The 21,820-nt window shown below is 58.9% G+C and carries 20 protein-coding genes; 1 reads left to right on the top strand and 19 read right to left on the bottom strand.

The window, feature by feature from the left end; genetic code table 11:
• Positions 1-27 precede the first annotated feature (27 nt).
• From VFW72_RS12605 to VFW72_RS12615, 3 genes are read right to left on the bottom strand one after another with little or no spacing between them, the layout of a single operon-like run.
• Positions 28-405 carry a Rieske (2Fe-2S) protein gene (locus VFW72_RS12605; RefSeq protein WP_329674645.1) on the bottom strand — a complete coding sequence of 126 codons (378 nt, stop codon included), beginning with the start codon at positions 403-405 and terminating at the stop codon, positions 28-30.
• Positions 398-1,081 carry an HAD-IA family hydrolase gene (locus tag VFW72_RS12610; RefSeq protein WP_329674646.1) on the bottom strand — a complete coding sequence of 228 codons (684 nt, stop codon included), beginning with the start codon at positions 1,079-1,081 and terminating at the stop codon, positions 398-400. The genes VFW72_RS12605 and VFW72_RS12610 overlap by 8 nt, the downstream gene beginning before the upstream one ends.
• Positions 1,082-1,092: 11 nt before the next feature.
• Entirely contained in the window at positions 1,093-2,013 is a 921-nt protein-coding gene (locus tag VFW72_RS12615; RefSeq protein WP_329674647.1) for an RluA family pseudouridine synthase, read from the bottom strand.
• A gap of 793 nt (positions 2,014-2,806) precedes the next feature.
• Between VFW72_RS12615 and VFW72_RS12620 the strand changes: the two genes are divergently transcribed.
• A complete protein-coding gene (locus VFW72_RS12620) occupies positions 2,807-5,668 on the top strand; it encodes an Rne/Rng family ribonuclease (protein ID WP_329674648.1) in 2,862 nt (953 codons plus the stop codon).
• A gap of 119 nt (positions 5,669-5,787) precedes the next feature.
• Here the strand turns inward: VFW72_RS12620 and nagZ are convergent, their stop codons facing one another.
• The 16 genes from nagZ to fabD form a co-directional block, all read right to left on the bottom strand.
• On the bottom strand, positions 5,788-6,864 hold the full coding sequence (gene nagZ, locus VFW72_RS12625; protein WP_329674649.1) for a beta-N-acetylhexosaminidase: 1,077 nt from the start codon (positions 6,862-6,864) through the stop codon (positions 5,788-5,790).
• Between the two features lie 52 nt (positions 6,865-6,916).
• Positions 6,917-7,309, bottom strand: coding sequence for a holo-ACP synthase (gene acpS / locus VFW72_RS12630; protein ID WP_329674650.1), 393 nt, complete (start codon positions 7,307-7,309; stop codon positions 6,917-6,919).
• Positions 7,310-7,320: 11 nt separating this feature from the next.
• The gene (locus tag VFW72_RS12635; protein WP_329674651.1) at positions 7,321-8,118 is read right to left on the bottom strand and encodes a pyridoxine 5'-phosphate synthase; all 798 of its coding nucleotides are present in this window, start codon (positions 8,116-8,118) and stop codon (positions 7,321-7,323) included.
• A 26-nt stretch (positions 8,119-8,144) separates the two neighbouring features.
• On the bottom strand, positions 8,145-8,918 hold the full coding sequence (recO, locus tag VFW72_RS12640; RefSeq protein WP_329674652.1) for a DNA repair protein RecO: 774 nt from the start codon (positions 8,916-8,918) through the stop codon (positions 8,145-8,147).
• Positions 8,919-8,932: 14 nt separating this feature from the next.
• Complete coding sequence (gene era, locus VFW72_RS12645; protein WP_414638804.1) at positions 8,933-9,910, bottom strand: GTPase Era; 978 nt, start codon at positions 9,908-9,910, stop codon at positions 8,933-8,935.
• Between the two features lie 71 nt (positions 9,911-9,981).
• Positions 9,982-10,719: a ribonuclease III gene (gene rnc / locus VFW72_RS12650; protein WP_329674653.1), complete on the bottom strand. Its 738-nt coding sequence runs from the start codon at positions 10,717-10,719 to the stop codon at positions 9,982-9,984.
• A 13-nt stretch (positions 10,720-10,732) separates the two neighbouring features.
• Positions 10,733-11,110, bottom strand: a complete 378-nt coding sequence (locus VFW72_RS12655) for a DUF4845 domain-containing protein (RefSeq protein WP_329674654.1) — start codon at positions 11,108-11,110, stop codon at positions 10,733-10,735.
• 21 nt (positions 11,111-11,131) lie between these two features.
• The gene (gene lepB, locus VFW72_RS12660; protein WP_329674655.1) at positions 11,132-12,106 is read right to left on the bottom strand and encodes a signal peptidase I; all 975 of its coding nucleotides are present in this window, start codon (positions 12,104-12,106) and stop codon (positions 11,132-11,134) included.
• A complete protein-coding gene (lepA, locus tag VFW72_RS12665) occupies positions 12,106-13,914 on the bottom strand; it encodes a translation elongation factor 4 (RefSeq protein ID WP_329674656.1) in 1,809 nt (602 codons plus the stop codon). The genes lepB and lepA overlap by 1 nt, the downstream gene beginning before the upstream one ends.
• Positions 13,915-14,357: 443 nt before the next feature.
• A complete protein-coding gene (locus tag VFW72_RS12670) occupies positions 14,358-15,926 on the bottom strand; it encodes a Do family serine endopeptidase (protein ID WP_329674657.1) in 1,569 nt (522 codons plus the stop codon).
• Positions 15,927-16,087: 161 nt separating this feature from the next.
• Positions 16,088-16,816 (bottom strand): sigma-E factor negative regulatory protein, encoded by a 729-nt coding sequence (locus tag VFW72_RS12675; RefSeq protein ID WP_329674658.1) that lies wholly within the window; start codon positions 16,814-16,816, stop codon positions 16,088-16,090.
• Positions 16,817-16,920: 104 nt separating this feature from the next.
• Complete coding sequence (gene rpoE, locus VFW72_RS12680) at positions 16,921-17,640, bottom strand: RNA polymerase sigma factor RpoE (RefSeq protein ID WP_329674659.1); 720 nt, start codon at positions 17,638-17,640, stop codon at positions 16,921-16,923.
• Between the two features lie 836 nt (positions 17,641-18,476).
• Positions 18,477-19,721, bottom strand: a complete 1,245-nt coding sequence (gene fabF, locus VFW72_RS12685) for a beta-ketoacyl-ACP synthase II (protein WP_329674660.1) — start codon at positions 19,719-19,721, stop codon at positions 18,477-18,479.
• A gap of 63 nt (positions 19,722-19,784) precedes the next feature.
• A complete protein-coding gene (gene acpP, locus VFW72_RS12690) occupies positions 19,785-20,024 on the bottom strand; it encodes an acyl carrier protein (RefSeq protein WP_329674661.1) in 240 nt (79 codons plus the stop codon).
• Positions 20,025-20,130: 106 nt separating this feature from the next.
• Entirely contained in the window at positions 20,131-20,877 is a 747-nt protein-coding gene (gene fabG, locus VFW72_RS12695) for a 3-oxoacyl-ACP reductase FabG (RefSeq protein WP_329674662.1), read from the bottom strand.
• A complete protein-coding gene (gene fabD / locus VFW72_RS12700; protein WP_329674663.1) occupies positions 20,874-21,812 on the bottom strand; it encodes an ACP S-malonyltransferase in 939 nt (312 codons plus the stop codon). The genes fabG and fabD overlap by 4 nt, the downstream gene beginning before the upstream one ends.
• Positions 21,813-21,820: the final 8 nt, after the last annotated feature.

Genomic DNA, 21,820 nt, shown 5'->3' on the forward strand with positions numbered 1-21,820 from the left:
AGATGACTCTAGATCGACTGGATTTGATTAAAAAACGGGTTGAAAACGATCTGTGGGGCGCCAGAACACCTCGCCCCCCTCTTCTTTCAACTCAATAGACAGGAGACGTGCTCCCGGACAGGGACCAGCCACGCAGCGTCCGTTCAATGGCTCATACATCGCGCCATGTATCGAACAGATGATGAAGCGCTTATCCTGGTCAAAAAATTGCCCCTCCTGCCAATCCATGGCTGTAGGGACATGCGCACACCGGTTCAGATAAGCCACCGCGACATTGTCATGCCGTACCGCAAAGGCCTGAACCGTATGCCCGAACTCGATGACATCAAACAGAACCGCGCGCCCAGACTCTTCCAGGTCGCTTGACTGGCAAAGCGGCTGCCAAACCATATTCAGTTCAGGCATGCTCGATCAACCACTGATGCAGATCAGCCATGGAGTGGGCAACATACCGCGGGCTGAACGCGGCAAACGTATCTGGCTGATGTGCCCCATAACTGACCGCCACGCTGTGTGTGCCGGCATTTGCGGCCAACTGCAGATCATGCGTGGTGTCACCAATCATCAAAGTTCGATCGGGCTCGACACCGAATTCCGCCATCAACTCTTGCAACATCATCGGATGAGGCTTGGAAGCGGTTTCGTCCGCCGTCCGGGTGCCATCAAACACGCCCTTGAGTTCGACATGGGTCAGCGCCTCATTCAAGCCTTGACGAGACTTGCCGGTTGCCACCGCCAACCAATGGTTACGAGCTTTGAGTGCGGCCAACAAATCGAGCGTGCCTTCGAACAAGCTCAGTTCGTGCTGGCTCGCGAAATAGTGATGCCGGTAGCGCAGCCCCAATTCAGGCACACGCTCAGGTGGCAGCGTGGGCGCCACGTGGGCCAACGCGTCGTGCAATCCCAGTCCAATCACGTAGGCGGCCTCTGAGCGCGGCGGAACGGGCAGACCGAGGTCCGCACAAGCTGATTGAATTGCCTTGACGATCAGCGCCGTAGAGTCGTAAAGCGTACCGTCCCAGTCAAACACCACCAGATCGTATTGACGCGGTCGCAGGACATCATTGGAAGCGGTGTTCATTGCGTAAGTACTCAAGAAAGGGTATCAAGCAAGGCTTGGCAATCCGGCGGAATAGGTGCCTCAAGCACGAGATCTTCCCCGGTCACAGGGTGAGGCAATCGAAGATACCGCGCATGTAGAAACATACGGACAAAACGGGCATCGCCCTTGGCCAACTGCTTGTTGAGCGCAAAGTCGCCGTATTTGTCGTCGCCCACAATCGGATGCCCCTCGTGCGACAGGTGAACGCGGATCTGGTGGGTCCGACCTGTTTTGATCGTGACGTCAAGGAGGGAATACTGCTCGTAACGCTGAACCACGCGCACGATCGAAATCGACCGTCTGCCGGCATCATCATCTTGCGCGACCGCCTTCACCCGACGCTCGCCCTCCGCCGTCAAATACTTGTGCAAGGCCACATCGATGACCTTTTTCTGCTCCGGCCAAGCGCCGATCACCAAGGTGGCATAGGTTTTGTGGGCTTGACGATGCCGAAAGTAATCCTGCAAAGCGACCAGAGCCCCCCGTTTCTTGGCAATCAACAAGATTCCCGAGGTTTCCTTATCGAGTCGGTGCACCAACTCCAGGAACTTGGCCTGAGGCCGAGCTCGTCGCAACTGCTCGATCACGCCATGACTGACGCCACTTCCTCCGTGTACGGCCACCCCGGCGGGTTTGTTGATGGCCAGGAGGTACTCATCCTCAAACAAGACCGGGAATTCTCTCGCAGGTGCGACGTTCTCGGTTTTCTCGGTCAAGCGCAGGGGTGGCACCCGCACCTCATCGCCAACCTCCAACCGGGTGTCAGCGGCCGCTCGCCCCTTGTTGACACGAACCTCGCCACTGCGAATGATCCGGTACACCAAGGTCTTGGGGGCGCCCTTGAGCACCTTGATGAGGAAATTATCCAGGCGCTGGCCAGCCCCACCCTCATCCACCGTGAGGTGTTGCACAGCCGCAGAGACCTGGGTTGGCGCAGCCTTAACCGCTGGCGCGGGCTGGGATTTCCCGGTTTTTTTGGCGCGAGAAAGTGCGGATTTCGCACCTATAATGGGCTGAGCCACGTTATGAAATGTATTGTTTGTTGATATTGCCTGCGCGATATCGGCAGCAAGAAACGGCAAAGCCAGACCGGAGTTTACCTTTTGAGATGGTCTGACTGAGCAAACATGACAAGGCTCGGCGGGGAGTCCCGCCAAAATCGATGGTGATGCAACAAGGGTTGCCGAGTCGGAGAAGACCACCCAAGGTGTGGCCTTGCCTTCTTGCAGCGCTTGTCAGAGCCGACGTAGATCGAACCACGAATCAAGGTTTTTCTGAGACCAGCGTGCCTAGCGCTGGTTTCTGTGTCGAGTGACTGCCCACGTGCAACGGCCCATCCTGTATCCGAATCTGCCTAGCCTGCCGCGCCCTGACACCCAGAAGGTGTCACGCAGCGCTTGCTATCGCGTCTCTGGATCGGATCTGATAGATGCGCCCGCTTCTTCCACCCCCTACGCTAGCTCAGCCGCCCCATTGGTTTTCGGGTGGCTATGGTGCATGGAGTGGCAACAGCCCCGTGTCCAAGTCTCGACGCGCGCGCCCCTGCGTCATTGACCCTCTCGGGTCTGACGCATTCACGGCAATTCCTTCCCGGTTCAACTTCGTTGCTCGTGCATGAAGCTGCCTCTGGCTGTAAAGCCTGGGGTGATTTGAGGCTGCGCCTGCGCCATCCAGGCGCGGTCTCGAACGAACTGTGGAGACCACATGAAGCGCATGCTGATCAACGCCACGCAGCCGGAAGAACGGCGCCTGGCCATTGTTGACGGACAAAAACTGCTCGATTTCGAAACTGAGATCGAGGGCCGAGAACAACGCAAGGGCAACATTTACAAGGCTGTTGTCACCCGCGTTGAACCCTCTCTGGAGGCCTGCTTCGTCGATTACGGCGAAGAGCGCCATGGCTTCTTGCCATTCAAGGAAATTTCACGTCAGTACTTCAAGGATGGCGTCGAAGTCCGCTCGGCGAAGATCCAGGACGTCATCAAGGAAGGCCAGGAACTGCTGGTTCAGGTGGAAAAGGAAGAGCGTGGCAACAAGGGCGCAGCTCTGACCACCTTCATTTCCTTGGCTGGTCGATACCTGGTTCTGATGCCCAACAACCCTCGTGGGGGTGGCGTGAGCCGTCGCATTGAGGGCGACGAGCGCGAAGAACTCAAGGAAGCCATGGATCAGCTCGAGTACCCCAAGGGTATGAGCCTGATCGCCCGCACCGCCGGCATTGGCCGCACCCCTGCCGAGTTGCAGTGGGATTTGAACTACATGCTCAAGCTGTGGACGGCCATCGATGAGGCCGCACAAGGCAGCAAAGGCGCCTTCCTGATTTATCAGGAATCGTCCTTGGTCATCCGCGCCATCCGCGACTATTTCACTGCGGATATTGGCGAAATCCTGATCGACACGGACGACATCTACGAGCAAGCCAAGCAGTTCATGCTGCATGTCATGCCCGACACAGCCAACCGCGTCAAGCGCTACCGCGACGACGCCGCACTGTTCGCCCGCTTCCAGATCGAACACCAGATCGAGACCGCCTTCAGCCGCACGGTGAACCTGCCTTCCGGTGGCGCCATCGTGATCGATCACACCGAAGCACTCGTGTCGGTTGACGTGAACTCGGCGCGCGCCACTCGAGGCGGCGACATCGAAGAAACCGCTTTCCGCACCAACCTGGAAGCGGCCGACGAAATTGCCCGTCAGATGCGTCTGCGCGATCTGGGTGGCCTGATCGTCATGGACTTCATCGACATGGAGGACAGCAAGAACCGCCGTGAGGTGGAGCAGCGCCTGCGTGACGCCCTGCGCTATGACCGCGCGCGCGTGCAGTTCAGCTCAATCTCGAAGTTCGGCTTGCTGGAAATGTCGCGTCAGCGTTTGCGCCCCGCCCTGTCGGAAGGCTCGCACATTACCTGCCCGCGCTGCAACGGCACCGGCCACATCCGTGATACCGAATCGTCGGCGCTGCAAATCCTGCGCATCATTCAAGAAGAGTCCATGAAGGACAACACCGCCGCCGTGCACGTCCAAGTGCCCGTGGAGGTAACCTCCTTCCTGCTCAACGAGAAGCGCACGGAAATCACCAAGATCGAACTCAAGCAGCGCGTCACTGTGCTGCTGGTGCCAAACAAGCACCTCGAGACCCCGAACTACAAGCTGGAACGCCTGCGTCATGACGACCCTCGCCTGGAAAACATCCAAGCGAGCTACACCATGATCGAAGAACAGGACGACGAAGTCGGCATCACTCGTCGCGAGAAAGCCAAGCCCAAGCAAGAGCCGGTGATCAAGGGCGTGCTGCCCGATCAACCTGCGCCAGTGGCGCCGGCCAAGCATGAGCCAGCCCTGGAGGCTCCCATCGCTGTGGCCCCACCCGCAGCCCCAGCTCAAGCCAAGCCCGCTACCGGTGGCTTCTTCGGTTGGCTCAAGCGCCTGTTCAGCGGTGCGAGCGCAGCCCCTGCCGTGGCCGCCCCCACGCCCGAACCCAAAACCGAAGCCAAAGAGGCCGAGAGCACCAAACCCGGCAACCGTGGCGGCAACAGCCGTCGTGACGGCCAACGCCGCAATGACCGTGGCGAACGCGGTGAGCGCGCTGAACGCGGCGGTGAGCGCAGCCCCCGAGGTGAACGCGGTGGCGAAGGCCGTCAAGGTCGCCGCAACCAACGCGAAGACCGCCAACAGTTGGCGACCAGCGAAGTCGGTGCGCAAAGCCAGAATGGCGACGCCCAACGCGACGAATCGACCAACAGCCGTAACGACGGCCGTCGCGGTCGCCAGCGTGGTGAACGCACCGAACGCCCGAACCGCGAGGCCCAGGCCGCAGCAGAGACCAGCCTGACCACCGCTTTGACGAATGAGCCTAGCGCCGACAGCACCACCGACACCAACGGTGGTGAGCGCGGTGATGGCAACCGTCGTCGCCGTCGAGGCGGTCGTGGTCGCGGCGAGCGCGAAGAGGGCCAGAACACGGTTGAAACCACCGACATCGGCTCTGAAGCAACTGGCGCCGCCGCAACCGAACAAGCCCCCGTCTCGAGCGACGAGCGCACAGAAGAAGACGGGCGCGCTCGTCGTAGCCGCGATCGCTATCGTCGCGACCGACGCGAGCGCACCGAGCAAGGCGAAGCCAACGTTGAAAGTGCCACGCAAGATCAGGGCACACCAGCGACTACAGAAGTCGAGGCAGCAGTTCAGGCGTCCGTGACCGAAGCCGCCGCCAACACCGCTGTTGCACCCGCTCAGCCTGATCTGGTGGCTCCCGCTGCGACGGAACCCGCTCCTGCGCCCGCCCCGGTGGAGCAAGCGCCTGCTCCTGCAGCAGTTCGCGCTGAGCCATATGTGCTGCCACTGCAAGAATTGCACGGCATTGCTCAGTCCGCCGGCCTGGAATGGGTGAATTCGGATGCGGACAAAATCCGTGCCGTGCAGGAAGCCATCGCCAACGAGCCCAAGCCCGTTCATGTCCCGCGCGAACGCAAGCCCGTTCAAATCGTGGATGAAGGCCCGCTGGTTCTGGTCGAGACGCGCAAAGATCTCAGCCACATCACCTTGCCCTTTGAGCGCCAACACTGAGCGCCCGAGGCAACAAGGTAAAGCAGAAAGGGGACCTGACGGTCCCCTTTCTTCATTGGGCGCGATGCATCTGACTCGCCCCAAGACCTGCTGTGAACAGCAGGTCAGCTCAATCAACCTTACCGAGGCAATTTGCTCAGCGCCTGCTGGTAGACCGGGCTGTGCATCAGCTCGTCCCAGGTCATGGGAGCCGTCTGCGGCAACAGATCGAGGCGGCGCGCCTCGCTATCAGGGCTGGCAACCCAATCGCCAGCAGCCAGCGCCTCGGTCAAGCCATCCAGCAACGCGTCGACCGCTGCGCCACCGTTGAGGGATTGATTGCACAGCAAGACCATGTCACACCCTGCGTTGAGCGCGGCAATCGCGCCCTGGGTATGGCTGCCCGCCACACTGGCGCCTTCCATGCTCAAGTCATCACTGAAGATCACGCCAGTGAAGCCCATTTGAGCTCGCAGAATGTCTTGCAACCAACGCTGCGAGAACCCTGCTGGCTGACTGTCCACCTTCGGATAGATCACATGCGCTGGCATCACGCTGGTCAGCGAGGTGCTCATCCATTCATAGGGCTTGGCATCGTCTTGCAAAATGGCTTTGAGGCTGCGCTTATCGACTGGAATGTCGACATGAGAATCAGCTTTCACGTAGCCGTGCCCGGGGAAATGCTTGCCACAATTGGCCATGCCAGCCTGCAGCAGTCCATGCATGACGCTCTTGGCCAGCACGGTAACCACTTTGGGATCGCGGTGGAAGGCACGATCGCCAATGACACCGCTTTCGCCCCAGTCCAGGTCGAGCACAGGAGTGAAGGTCAAATCGACCCCACAGGCACGCAACTCGCTGGCCAGAACATAGCCGCAGGCGGTTGCAGCATCGGTAGCGGCCATGGCACCGGCCCCCTCGCCGCCCTTGCCATCATTCATCCACATCTCGCCCAGGCTGCGCATGGGAGGAACATGGGTGAACCCGTCCGTCTTGAATCGTTGCACGCGCCCACCTTCGTGGTCCACGCAAATCAGCACATCCGGGCGAATGGACTTGATTTCCGTGCACAGTGTGGTCAGCTGCGCCCGGTCCTTCCAGTTGCGGGCAAACAGAATAAGGCCACCGGTCAAGGGGTGCATCAAACGGCGCCGATCATCGTCATTCAGGGTCAAGCCTTCGATGTCAAGCACCACTGGGGCGTGCGAGACGGCCATAGCCAACTCGCTCGTACCTTTGCTCTGAGATCTTTTCTTTTTGCTCATGTGATCAAACCGTTTCAATCAGGACAAAAGCCAGCGCATGAGCCCCTTCGTCGGAAACACTGACATGCGCTCGCCACTTTTTCTCGTTAAACCAATACGCCAGATCCCCACCCAAAACAAACGCAGGTTGACCTGACTCCTCGTTCAATAGCTGGCAGGAGTGCCACCCCATGGGATGCACCATGCCCAAACCGATGGCTTTCGAAAATGCTTCTTTGGCCGCGAAGCGAGTACCCAGAAACCTCAGGCCTCGCTCAGGGGCACGAACGACTCGATCCTGATAGATCGCCCATTCGTCATCGCCCAAAATCTTCCGCGCAAACGCGTCGCCGTGTCTAGCCAAGGCCTTGGCTAGGCGACCGGTATCGCACAGATCGGTTCCGATACCGACAATCAACTGCGCACCTCTCAGCCCACCATCGCAGCAGCGCGTCGGGCTCGGATGGCTTCAGCCTTGAAGTCAGCGATGGCCTGTCGCATGCCGACGAAAACCGAGTGCCCAATCAAGGCGTGGCCAATGTGCAATTCAGCCACCTCAGGCAAAGCTGCAACCAAAGCCGTGCTACTCACCCCTCCCGACACAGCGGAAGCACTCAGTGCATTGGACAAGGCCAACCCATGCCCTGCATGTGTTCTGAGTCCCTGGGCCCTTGCATGCTGCAAACCGGTTCGCAGTCGCGCCAGTTCCGCCTGCACTCGGGCCTCGTCCTTGTCCCACCAGGCATGCGCGAGCGGGCCTGTATGCAACTCCACACAGGTCGCCCCAGCCTTGGCTGATGCATCAATTTGGGCAGGATCGGCGCCAATGAACAGTGACACGCGACACCCAGCCTGAGCCAGCCTCGAACAGGCTCCTTGAACGCGAGCAAACTGGCCCACGACATCGAGCCCCCCTTCGGTGGTGACTTCCTGGCGCCGTTCGGGCACCAGGCAAACGTGTTCGGGGCGAGTGTGCTCAATGATGTCGAGCATCTCGTCCGTCACGGCCGCTTCGAAGTTCAGCGGCACTTGGATCTCAGCCTTGAGCCTGACCACATCTTCATCCTTGATGTGACGACGGTCCTCACGCAAGTGGAAGGTGATGATGTCAGCGCCCGCCTCCACCGCCAACTGAGCCGCAGCAATGGGATCCGGGAAATAGCCGCCGCGGGCATTGCGCAGTGTGGCCACGTGATCAATGTTGACCCCCAGCAGGGGCGCATCCATTGAGGTCAATTGAGAACCAGAAAATGTCATGGTTGTTGGAGTTCGATCATCAACTGCCGCGTGCGAAGCGGCTGCGAACCAAGATGATAGTGAATCAAGGCCCGAGAAATGGCTTTGAGCTCAGCCAAAACCGGAACGCAAACCGCCATCAAGCCCGGGAATGTTCGCACCGGAGACTGAAGGGCCAGTTCCAACTGCGACAAGGTGTCGCCACCCAGTGTCACCGGCTTGTTCTCGTCGTCGCCCCAGCGTGCAGCGACCACGCCGAGTTGCGCATGTAGCTCGTAGGCTTGCTCGGCACGAACCGGTGCGTGAGAAACGGTCTCAGCCCCCAGATCCGGAAGATGCCCCAACTCCCGAAGCATGAGCAACTCAAAGGCGCGCAGGGCCGCCTGAAGCAACGCCGGCTCACGCATGGCTTGCAGTGCCTGAGCATAGGCATCAAACAGCGCAGGGTGAGGATCGTGACGCGCGGTCAAGCGCATGATGAGCTCATTCAAATAGAACCCTGGCAGCAAAGCAGCGCCGCCAGGCCACGCCGCACCACCCGCCCACTCGGCGTGCCGCAGCAGCCAGACCTCGGCGTCGGTCGTCCGCTTGGCACCGAACGCAACATGAAGTTGCTGAAATGGCATCAGAACAGGGCGAAGTTGGGAATAAGGTCTCTTGGCCCCTTTCGCCACAGCCACAACCCGACCGTGATCGCGCGTCAACAACTCCAGAATCAGGCTGGATTCACTCCAATCATGGCTGTGCAAGACAAAGGCAGCTTCCCCCTGCCGACTTGCTACCTTGGCCACACCCTTCGCCCTGATTACTCGTAGCCGTAGGTGCGCAGGCGAGCGTCGTCATCGGCCCAGCCAGAGCGAACTTTCACCCACACTTCCAGAAACACTTTGGTTCCCAGTAGGCGCTCGAGCTCGGTGCGAGCTTCGGTACCAATGCGCTTGAGGCGCTCGCCCTTGTCGCCAATCACCATGCCCTTATGAGGCTCACGCTCGACAATGATGGTGGCAGCAATCCGGACCAGACCCGTCGCCTTCGGCTTATTGGGCGGCGGAGGCTCCTCCGCATAGGCGTCGATCACCACCGTGGAGGTATAGGGCAGCTCATCACCGGTGAGGCGAAAGAGCTTTTCACGGATGATCTCGCTGGCGAGAAAGCGGTCTGTGCGATCGGTCAGGGCATCAGCGTCGTACCACCAGCCCTGCTCAGACAGGTAGGGACGGACGATATCAAGCAAACGCCGCGTGTCCGCCTCTTTTTGGGCTGACAGGGGAATGAACTCTGTAAAGGGGTGGTGCTGCTGCATAGACTGCAGCCAAGGGAAGAGGTCTTCGCGTCGATGCACCAGGTCCAGCTTGTTCGCCACGAGCATGACGGGCTTGTCCTTGGGACACAAGGCCAGAACCTTCGCATCGTCAGGCCCGAACCGCCCCGCCTCTACCAGGAAAAGCACGACATCCACATCGGCCAAGGTCGCCTGAACCGTCTTGTTCAGGTTCCGGTTGAGTGCGGCCGTGCCTCGGGTGGTGTGACGGGTTTGAAAGCCAGGCGTATCGACAAACACAAATTGTGCGGAACCCTCGGTGCGGATGCCTGTGATGCGATGCCGGGTTGTCTGGGCCTTGCGCGAGGTGATCGACACCTTTTGCCCAACCAATGCGTTCAGCAAAGTCGACTTACCGACGTTGGGGCGGCCAATGATGGCGACCATACCGCATCGTTGCGCCTGCTCAGGCGCAGCGACCTCACCGCCCCCTTTGCGCGCCATGGCCAGGCTGGCCAACATCTCATCGAGCGATGGGTTGAGTTCATCGCCAGATGCACTGGCTGGATCCACGGGCTTACGGGTCATGAAAATCAGTTCCTGGGAGACTTGGCTGCTTTACGCGCGGCCACGGGCGGCTTGATATCGGGCATTTGCATAAGCTGTTCGAGCGCCAGCTTCGCGGCGGCCTGCTCGGCCGCGCGACGCGACAGACCTTCACCCAGAACAGATGCCGGCAGCACCTGCACATCACAGGCTACGACGAACAGCTGTTCGTGGGCTTTGCCACGGGTCTCGACAATGCGGTAGGTCGGGACTGGCATCTTGCGCCCTTGCAACCATTCCTGCAAGGCAGTTTTGGCGTCTTTACTCCAGCCTTCCAGTGTGGTTTGGGCCACGACGGGCTCAAACAAGCGAATGACAAGTTGGCGCGCCGATTCAAACCCGGCATCGAGGTAGACAGCGCCGATCAAGGCCTCCAAGGCATCGGCCAGAATGGATGGGCGCTGCGCCCCTCCTCCTTTGGCTTCGCCTTCGCTGAGCCTCAGAACATCGGGCAAGCCGAGGGACACAGCCAGCTTGTGCAGCATGTCCTGACGAACCAAGTGAGCACGCACGCGCGTCAACTCACCTTCGTCACAACGATCAAACCGAGCGTAGAGCAGATCGGATACGCCCAGATTCAAAACCGAGTCGCCGAGAAACTCCAGGCGTTCGTAATGGTCGGAGCCAAAGCTTTTATGGGTCAGCGCCCGTACGAGCAAGGCTGGATTGGCAAACTCGCACCCAATGCGGGTCTGCAGCGCTTTCAAAGAAGGAGACAAAACCATCAATTGCGGCAGCTCAACGAGACTGCCCTTCGAACTTGATCAAGAGGTAAACCGGCTCGATCAACGGAATTTCCTTGTCATAGGCAAACTTGATGACGATCCTGTCGTCTTCCTTCGAAATATCGAGATCGCGACCTGTGACCGAGGTGACGCCATATTCGACCGTACGCGCTTTCTCGAACGCAGCACGAATTTCGGGAACGGAAGCTGCGCCTGTCTGAGCGATCTTGTTGACCATCGACTGGATGGTCCGGTATTCGTTGATGGCGGGGAAGACCTTCATCGCCACGAGCACAACCGCGCTGAGTAAAACAGCCCAAAAGATCAGGCCCAACAGCGTGATACCAGACTGAGACTGGCGCTTAGAACGATCACCGAACTTCATGGTCATGTCGTCTCCTGACAGCAAGCATTACTGGAAAAAGCCCAAGCGCTTGAGGTTGCCAAAATTCATCCAGATGACAAAAGCCTTACCCACGATATTTTCGTCGGGAACAAAGCCCCAGAAACGGGAATCTTGGGAATTGTCTCGGTTGTCGCCCATGACGAAATAGTGTCCGGCTGGGACCTTGCAGACAACGCCCTCACCGCTGTAGCGGCAGTTTTCATCTTTGAATGCAAACTGCTCGACGAACTGTTGAGGGATGTAGGGGGGACGGTTCTTGTCAATCAGTAAGCGATGGGTCACAGCATCGACCTTCTCGGAATACTGCATGAAGTAACGCATGGTCTCGTCGTCGTAGAAGTCCTCCAAAGGCGTGGACTCCACCGGCTTGCCATTGATGGTCAACTTCTTGTTCAAGTAAGCGATTTCATCGCCTGGCACACCAATGACCCGCTTGATGTAATCAAGGCTGGGGTTGACGGGGTAGCGGAACACAATGACATCCCCGCGCTTGGGGTCGTGATTCGGAATGACCTTCTTGTTGATCACCGGCAAGCGGATGCCATAGTGAAACTTGTTCACAAGAATCAGGTCGCCCACCAGCAAGGTCGGCACCATCGAACCTGATGGGATCTTGAACGGCTCGAACAGGAACGAGCGCATCAGGAACACGGCACAAATGACGGGAAAGAGACCCGCAGTCCAGTCCAGCCACCAGGGTTGCGCCAACAGCTTCTCACGGGCTTCAGCCACATTGCTGTCGACCTGCGCAATACCTTGGCTGGCCAGTTGCGCACGACGTGCTTCATCTTGCGCAACCAGATTCGCCGCAGCGGCTTCACGCGCCGGACGGAACTTGAACCGCTCAGCCAACCAGTAAGCCAAGGTCACCAAAGTCAGCAACAGCAATAGCAGCGAAAAATTGCCTTGCCATTTACCCACATACCAGCCGCCCAGGTAAACAATCAGGACGGCGTACAACGCACCAGTAATGAAACTCATCAGTCTTCCACTTGGAGAATGGCCAGGAATGCTTCTTGTGGCACCTCGACGGCACCAATTTGCTTCATGCGCTTCTTGCCGGCCTTTTGTTTTTCGAGCAGCTTGCGCTTACGGGTGATGTCACCGCCATAGCATTTTGCCAGCACGTTCTTGCGCAACGCTTTGATGTTCTCGCGAGCGATGATGTTGCCGCCAATCGCCGCTTGAATGGCCACGTCGTACATCTGACGAGGAATCTGCTCACGCATCTTGGCGGCCACGGCGCGACCACGGTACTGCGCCTGTGTACGGTGCACGATGATGGACAAGGCGTCCACGCGATCACCGTTGATCAGCAGGTCGACCTTGACCACGTCAGAGGCACGGTACTCCTTGAACTCGTAGTCCATCGAAGCATAGCCACGCGACACTGACTTGAGCTTGTCGAAGAAGTCGAGCACGATTTCAGCCAAGGGCATTTCGTAGGTCAACATGACCTGACGACCGTGGTAGGCCATGTTCATCTGCACGCCACGCTTCTGATTGGCCAAGGTCATGACCGGGCCGACATAGTCCTGTGGCATGTACAGGTGCACAGTCACGATGGGCTCGCGAATTTCACGAATACGCCCCACGTCCGGCATCTTGGATGGGTTTTCCACGTCGATGACCGTGCCATCCATCAACTCGACTTGATAGACCACGCTGGGAGCGGTGGTGACCAAGTCTTGATCGAACTCGCGCTCCAGACGCTCTTGCACGATTTCCATGTGCAACAGGCCCAGGAAGCCGCAGCGGAAGCCAAAGCCCAGCGCTTGCGAGACTTCCGGCTCGTATCGCAGCGAACTGTCGTTGAGCTTGAGCTTCTCCAGCGCGTCGCGCAACTGGTCGTATTCAGAGGACTCGCTGGGGTACAGCCCTGCGAACACCTGCGGTTGAATTTCCTTGAAGCCAGGCAGCGGCTGCTCAGCAGGCCCCGCATTGTTGGGCAGCTTCTTTTCAACGGTGATGGTGTCACCCACCTTGGCTGCGGCCAGTTCCTTGATACCGCAGATGACAAAGCCCACTTCGCCTGCGTTCAACTGAGGCCGGTCAACTGACTTGGGCGTGAACACGCCAAGGTGGTCGACAGGGTAGACCGAGTTGGTCGCCATCAGACGGATGCGCTCGCCCTTCTTGAGCGAACCATCGACCACGCGCACCAGCATGACCACGCCCACGTAGTTGTCGAACCAAGCGTCGATGATCATGGCTCGCAAAGGGCCATCGGCGTTGCCCTTGGGGGGCGGCATCTTGGCCACAACCGCTTCCAGAATGTCTTCCACGCCCATACCGGTCTTGGCAGAGCACGGAATGCCGTCGGAGGCGTCGATGCCGATCACGTCTTCGATTTCAGCCTTGGCGCGATCAGGGTCCGCCTGCGGCAAGTCCATCTTGTTGAGCACCGGCACCACTTCCACACCCAGATCAAGCGCGGTGTAGCAGTTGGCCACGGTTTGGGCTTCGACCCCTTGGCTCGCATCGACCACCAGCAAAGCGCCTTCGCAAGCAGACAAGGAGCGGCTGACTTCGTACGAGAAGTCAACGTGCCCAGGCGTGTCAATCAAGTTGAGGTTGTAGACCTTGCCGTCTCGGGCCTTGTATTCAAGGGCCGCTGTTTGCGCCTTGATGGTGATGCCGCGCTCTTTCTCGATGTCCATCGAGTCGAGCACCTGCGCCTCCATTTCACGGTCGCTGAGACCGCCACAGCGCTGAATGATGCGATCGGCCAAGGTGGACTTACCGTGGTCGATGTGAGCAATGATCGAGAAATTACGAATGTGGTTCATAAAAAAAAGGCACGTCAAAATCAATGACGCGCCTTCCAACAAAAACGTATGGCAACTGCTTGTTGGACTTTCATTGTAGCCAAAAGGCCCCGAATGGAAGTCGGCCGTTGCCCTTGTACAAGCCGTTGCAGGCCGCCAACATCCAAGTTATCAACAACTTATCAACAGGTGGTTGTGGGTAACTGAATGCGCGAAATTGGAAGGTTTTCGCCGAAAACCGCCTTCAATGCATGTCTGGGCTTTCAACGAAAAGTCCCGTGATTGTATCCAGATTCGGCCCCCGACTGGCCGAGTTATCAACAGTAGGTCGCCTGAAAAAGCGGCCCTGCAACTGTTACAAAATAAGGGTTTTCACCAAGAAAAACCCCGACCGATCACAGGGATTCGGCCGGGGCGACTCGGCCGTCAGGCCGACTTCATCCCAATCAAAGTCACTTCGTCGTTCACTTCACCACAGGTCGAATCACCGCATACTGGGCCCATTCGCCGCGCCGCACCAGCACACTCACAGGCTTGGTTTTGTCGAGCTTGGACAAGATGGCGTCGAATTGCTTGATGTCGGCGATCTGGATATTGCCAATCGCCAGCAACACATCTCCAGCGCGCAGCCCTGCTCGGGCAGCGGGCCCCTCGACTGCATCGACACGAGCCCCCCCCGTGAGTTTGAGCTCCTGCTTCTGCTGATCGGTCAGATCCACCAAGGTCAGACCAAGGGAGGTCGCAGCGAGCTTGCCGCCGTCTGCTTTGGCCGTCGCTTTGGGTTTGTCTGCATCCAACTCAACCACAGTCAGGGTCAGATCCTTGTAAGCACCGCGACGGAACACCTGCAGAGTCGACTTCGATCCCGGCTTTGTCCCTCCGACCAGGCGAGGCAGGTCAGAGACCTTCTCGATGACCTTGCCGTCGAACTTCGTGATGATGTCACCCGCCTCGACCCCAGCCTTGTCTGCCGGACCGCCCGCCTCCACCATGCGAACCACAGCGCCCTGAGCCTTGTTCAAGCCCAGTGAGTCGGCCACGTCCTTGGTCACCGGTTCGATCTGAACCCCGATGCGACCACGCACCACCTTGCCAGCAGCACGCAACTGGTCGGCCACCTTCATGGCATCGTCAATCGGAATAGACAGCGAGATACCCATGAAGCCACCGGATCGGCTGAGAATCTGCGAGTTGATGCCCACCACTTCGCCGCGCATGTTGATCAGCGGGCCTCCAGAGTTGCCAGGGTTCACCGCCACGTCTGTCTGAATGAACCGAATTTCTTCGCCGGTGTCACGGGCCTTGGCACTCACGATGCCCGCCGTGACGGTGTTTTCCAGACCGAATGGGGTGCCAATTGCCATGACCCACTCACCCACCTTGAGACGGTTGACGTCGCCAATGTGAACGGCAGGCAAAGCCGAGGCTTCGATCTTGACCACAGCCACATCGGTACGCTTGTCGGCACCAACCAGCTTGGCCTTGTATTCACGCTTGTCTGTCAGAGTGACATAGATCTCGTCAGCCCCGTCGACCACGTGAGCGTTGGTCATGACGAAGCCATCCTTGCTGACGATGAAGCCCGAACCGACACCGCGAGGACGTTCTTCGCTTTGCTCGCCACCCTTCTTGGGGGCGCCACGACGCGGGTCCTGCTTGGGAATGGGTGTGCCAAAAAAGCGGCGGAAAAACTCACGCATCTGCTCATCGGCCTCGTCGCCCTCCTCACCCTCGGCAGACACGCGCTGGGTGGTTCGGATGCTCACCACAGATGGCCCAACTTGGTCGACCAGTTCGGTGAAATCAGGCAAGCCTTTGACCAACAAGGGCGCCGCATCGGCGGCAGGAGTGGGGGGCGCCGTTTGCGTTGCAGAGGCGGCTACCACCAGTGCCGGCGACTGCTGAGCCTGCGAGTTATGAGGAAACAAGCTGGAGCTGAGCAACAAGGCCACAGCTGAGACCACTCCCCCCACAACCAGGGTACGACGAACGATGGACGATGCGGAAGAATCAGACTGATGAGACGACGCCATTGATGAACCCTTCAACAAGAAGAAGCAGACTATCGGTATACAACCGTCAACGTTCGAGCCTGCCCGCTGGACGACAGTTCACTGCGCCACCCCAGGCAGATCGTAAATGTGCGTAAAGAAGGCCACCGCCTGATGCAGGCGGATTGAACTGGCAACAACGCTCAGGGCTGCTCGACCACTGCAGCGCGAGCCAAGCCACCTTGGCTGGCAAAGCTGGTGTCTGCGCCGCCATTGGCGTGACGCGGCAAGGTCGCCAGCAACTGATCGACCTGCGGGTCGCGAATCAGGATGGGCGCAGCGGGATCAGGGCGACTGAATGAAGCGCCCTCCACACTGACATTGCCGCTGCTTTGGGTTGGCAACCCTGCAACCGATGTGCTGGACGCCAAGGCCAGGGAAGACTCTGGTGAAGACGCAGCCGCGATGCCACGATTCACCACTGCGGATCCTTGTGCCATTTGATTGGAAGACGATTCAGCGGAACCCCCCATCTGGAGCGAAACCACCGCCCCTAGAAGCATCACAAAGGAGGCCGCCACAGCCATCGGCCCCGCCCAGGCGCGACGCTTGAGGGTAACAGCCACCTCACCAATCGGGGCGACCTGACGGTCCGCCACACTTTGGGCTGCCACGGGCGCCAGGACCACAGGCTCTTGCGCCAGACGACCACGGAGCTTGTTCAGGAAATCGCCATCCCCTGAGGCTCGCACCAGATCATCCGATCGCATGACATCGCCAATGAGGTGATAGGTGCGCCATGCCTCTTTGGCTTGAGCATCATCTCGCCAAGCTGCACACGCTCGAGCCACATCGGACGAATGAGCCTCACCATCAGCCAAAGCGGACAGGGCCTCACGGGCCGCCTGAGAATCATTGAATCGGTCGTTCATGCGCAAAGACTCCTGCTTGTGCAATCGCTTGTCTGGGAGTGTAGAAAAGCCGTGTTCTGGTAATGGATCTGCGCACTGGCAAAAAGTTCACTGAACTTTACAAATTACCAGCGCTCGCCTTGACGGGTATCGAGCAGAGGACGCAAGCGAGTCGCGATCGCCTCACGGGCCCGGAAAATTCGCGAACGAACTGTGCCAATCGGACAGTTCATCAATTCTGAAATTTCCTCGTAACTCAAGCCCTCGATTTCACGAAGCGTGATCGCCTGGCGAAGGTCGTCCGACAGAGCCTCGATGGCCTGGTTGACCGTTTCGGCAATCTGCCGACTCGCCAGAACCGACTCGGGGGTTTCGCCGTCACTCAGTTCATTTTCGACGCGCGAGGCGCCATCATCTTCTTCCGCCGAAGCCAGAGCAGCCTCGGTCACCAGGGGATCTCGCTTGAGGTTGAGCAAGGCCTTCTTGGCCGTGTTCACACCAATGCGGTAAAGCCAGGTGTAGAACGCACTCTCGCCACGAAAGTTTGGCAGCGCCCTGTAGGCTCGGATGAAAGTTTCCTGAGCGATGTCCTCAACCAGATCGACATCGCGGACCATCCGGGCAATCAGCCTCTCAATTCGGCGCTGGTATTTGACAACCAGCATTTCAAATGCCCGCTGGTCTCCACGCTGAACACGCTCGACCAACGCAGCATCCACATCCACGATCGCTGTCGCCGCAGAATGCACCGCATTCACGGGTGAAGCCGCATCATCAACAACATGGCCGAGGCTGCGCTCTACCGGTACAGGCTGGTCAGGCAAATCGATGGGGTCTTTCGTCATGTCCGCCGGCCTTCCCGCTGGGAGGAGCGAATGGCGGGCAAGTCGGCCAAGGGCTCGGCCCTGGGCAACCACTGCGTTGGAGGGAACTCGGTCGCGGACCATGGATGTGCGTGCTCGTTCTGTTGCGCAACGCCAGAAGAAGATGTGCCGGTTCGAGATCGTTGAAATACGGAGCGGAACAAAGAATTTCTTCCAGAAGTTTTGCCCACCGCAGATGATGCCAGCGATCGATTGCCAGTCTGTGAAATGGGAGACTCGCCCACAGGGGTGTCCGCGCCCATTTCCAAGCCGCTTTTTCGATACAACAAGGCCCGTAAGCGGTGAGACGTCGCAACGGGGGTTTCCAATTCCCAGGAGCGGCCATCGTCTTTGCCAGGCACCCACGACCATACAGAACGAGAAGCTCGCCCATGCAGCTGACTGGATTTCACTTCAAGCAACATCCAATCTTGCAAGTCACAGGCAATTCGCACTGTGACAGGCTGATCCCATTCAATCACACGCCAGTGAGGTGACTCGGCGACATCCCCGGTCCAGTGCAAGCGCAAAGGCGCTGCGATCTGAGACCAGTTACGCCAAAGACGACCGACCTGAAAACACCATGCCAGACACCCGACCACCAAGGCGGGTATCGCGACATAGCGCCATGGATGGAACCACAAATCGCGACAAAGTTCCGCAGACCAGGCGACGGCCACCGAGGCAGACCCCAGAAGAAACCCTTGTCCGATACGGCGAATGAGGGGTGCCCCGGACGCCCCCTCAGGCAACGCCCAGACTCCGGCCTGCTTGGTCAAAGAACTACCAGCCAAGACAACCGCCCCTCAAAAGGGAAATCAGGCGCGCTTGAAGACGAGCGATCCGTTGGTACCACCAAAACCGAAGTTGTTCTTCAGTGCAGCTTCAATCTTGAGGTCACGAGCGGTGTTGGCGCAGTAGTCCAGATCACACTCGGGGTCTTGGTTGAAGATGTTGATGGTCGGAGGGGACACCTGGTGATGAAGCGCCAGCACGGTGAACACCGACTCAATGCCGCCAGCGCCGCCCAGCAAGTGCCCTGTCATCGACTTGGTCGAATTGACCACGAGGTTCTTGGCGTTGTCACCGAAAGCCAGTTTGATGGCATTGGTTTCGTTGACATCACCCAAGGGGGTGGACGTACCGTGGGCATTCAGATATTGAATCTGATCCGGATTCAGACCCGCATTGCGCAGCGCTGCCAGCATGGAGCGCTTGGGGCCGTCGACGTCAGGGGCCGTCATGTGATAGGCATCGGCGCTCATGCCAAAACCAGCCAGTTCGGCATAGATCTTGGCACCGCGCGCCTTGGCGCTTTCGTACTCTTCCAGCACCATGACACCAGCGCCCTCACCCAACACAAAACCATCGCGGTCTTTGTCCCAAGGGCGAGAAGCGGTTTTGGGATCGTCGTTACGGGTGGACAGGGCTCGCGCAGCGGCAAAACCACCGATTCCCAGAGGGGACACGGTGGACTCGGCACCGCCAGCCACCATGATGTCGGCGTCACCGGACTCGATCATGCGGGCCGCCAGACCAATCGCATGCAGACCAGTGGTACAGGCGGTGACCACGCCAATGTTCGGGCCCTTGAAGCCGTAATGAATGGACACGTGACCGGAGATCATGTTGATGATCGAAGCCGGCACGAAAAACGGCGAGATCCGGCGGGGACCACGCTCGCAATAATCTTTATGGGTCTGCTCGATCATGGGCAGACCACCAATGCCAGAGCCGACGATGACGCCAATGCGTTCCGCCAACTCAGGAGCCAGGGCTTCGCCCGTAGGCAAACCGGCATCCTGTACCGCCTGCATGCTGGCAGCCAAGCCGTAATGGATGAAGGTATCCATGTGGCGGGCTTCCTTGGCAGGAATGTAGTCTTCGATGTTGAAGCCTTTGACTTCACCTGCGAATTGGCAGGCGAATGCGGAGGCATCAAACTTGGTGATGGTGTCGATACCGGACTTGCCAGCAACCAGGTTGGTCCAGGATTCTTGCACGGTGTTACCCACGGGGGTAACGAGGCCTAGGCCGGTGACGACAACGCGACGACGGGTCATACAGGATGCGCGGATAAAAATTGAAATGCCGACAAACAAGGCCCCGAAGGGCCTTGAATTCGCTTAGGCCTTGGCGTGGGCCTTGGCGTAGTCGATCGCCAACTGAACAGTGGTGATCTTCTCAGCTTCTTCGTCGGGGATTTCGATGCCGAACTCGTCTTCGAGGGCCATCACCAACTCGACGGTGTCCAGGGAGTCAGCGCCCAGGTCGGCCACGAAAGCCTTCTCAGGGGTGACTTCAGACTCTGCTACACCGAGTTGTTCGGCAATGATCTTCTTGACGCGTGCTTCGATATCGCTCATGACTCCTCCAGGAGGGTTTGCAAACAAACCAGGGATTTTACCGGCACAGTTGTGTCAAAACCGTTGATGCCGAAAAAACGAATTTGAGATTCCCTAGTTAACGATCTCAATTCATGAACATGCCACCATTGACATGCAATTCGATGCCGGTGATGTAACCGGCTTGAGGGGATGCCAGGAAAGCCACCGCATCGGCGATGTCCTGAGGCTGACCAAGGCGGCCCAACGGGATTTGTGCCTTCAAGGCCGACTGCTGCTCTTCGCTGAGGCTGCGGGTCATGTCGGTGTCAATGAAGCCCGGGGCCACGCAGTTGACGGTGATGTTGCGACTACCCAGTTCGCGCGCCAGCGCACGTGTCATGCCCGCCACACCGGCCTTGGCGGCAGCGTAGTTGGCCTGCCCTGGGTTGCCGCTGGCACCCACCACGGAGGTGATGCTGATGATGCGACCGTAGCGCTGCTTCATCATGGGGCGCATCACGCCACGCGCCAGTCGGAACACCGCCTTGAGGTTGGTGTCGATCACGGCATCCCAGTCATCGTCCTTGAGACGCATGGCCAGGTTATCGCGGGTGATGCCGGCGTTGTTGACCAGGATATGAATGCCACCGAATTCCTTGACGATGGCATCAAGGGTAGCGTCAACGGCAGCGGCATCGGTCACGTTCAGAACGAGCCCACGGGAAGCACCAAAGCCTTGAAGCGCCTCGGTGATGCCTTGTGCACCCGACTCGGTCGTGGCTGTGCCCAGCACGGTGACACCGCGACGCGCCAATTCCAGCGCGATGGCACGGCCGATGCCGCGACTGGCGCCCGTGACCAGGGCGATCTGGGTGTTCATGTCGGCGCTCATGCCAGCAAACCTTTCACTTCGGCCAAAGAGGCCGGATCAAAAACAGTGCCTGTAACCAGGTCAGCCTCGATGCGCTTGACCATGCCGGCCAGCACTTTACCCGGACCACATTCGATCACGTGGGTCAAACCGCGAGCCTTGAGCGCCTGAACGGTCTCAACCCAACGAACCGGACCAAAGGCCTGACGGTAAAGGGCATCACGGATGGCATCAGGCGAAGTAGCCTCTGCCACGTCGATGTTGTTGATGACAGCAATGCTGGGCACCGCAAAGGTGGTGGCCGCCAGTTTTTCGCGCAGGCGTTCAGCCGCTGGCTTCATGAGACTGGAATGAAATGGCGCGGAGACAGGCAAAGGCAAAGCTCGCTTGGCACCCGCCGCCTTGAGCAGCTCGCAAGCCTTTTCGACACCAGCCTTGGTGCCCGCGATCACGGTTTGCTTCGGGTCGTTGAAATTCACGGCCTCAACGGCCTCTCCCGTTTCGGCAGCAGCCTGAGCACACCCAGCCTTCACGCCTTCGGCGTCCATGCCGAGAATGGCGGCCATGCCGCCCACCCCCACAGGCACGGCCTCTTGCATGGCTTGTGCACGGAAACGCACGAGAGGCAAAGCATCCTTCAAAGACAGGGCACCTGCGGCAACCAAGGCGGTGTACTCGCCCAGAGAGTGCCCTGCCACGACGGCGGGCTGCAAGCCGGTTTCAGCCAACCAGGCACGCAAGCAAGCCACCCCGGCGGTCAGCATGACAGGCTGGGTGTTGGTGGTGAGGTCCAGCGCCTCTTTCGGACCCTCTGCGATCAGGCGGGCCACATCTTCACCCAACGCGTCGGAGGCTTCGACCAATGTGTCTCGAACTGCGGCATGACCTTCCCAGGCATTGAGCATGCCGACGGACTGAGAGCCTTGCCCTGGAAACACAAATGCAAACGCTGTCATTTACAAAA

The sequence above is a fragment of the Aquabacterium sp. genome (genome assembly GCF_036273115.1).
Taxonomy (GTDB): Bacteria; Pseudomonadota; Gammaproteobacteria; order Burkholderiales; family Burkholderiaceae_C; genus Aquabacterium.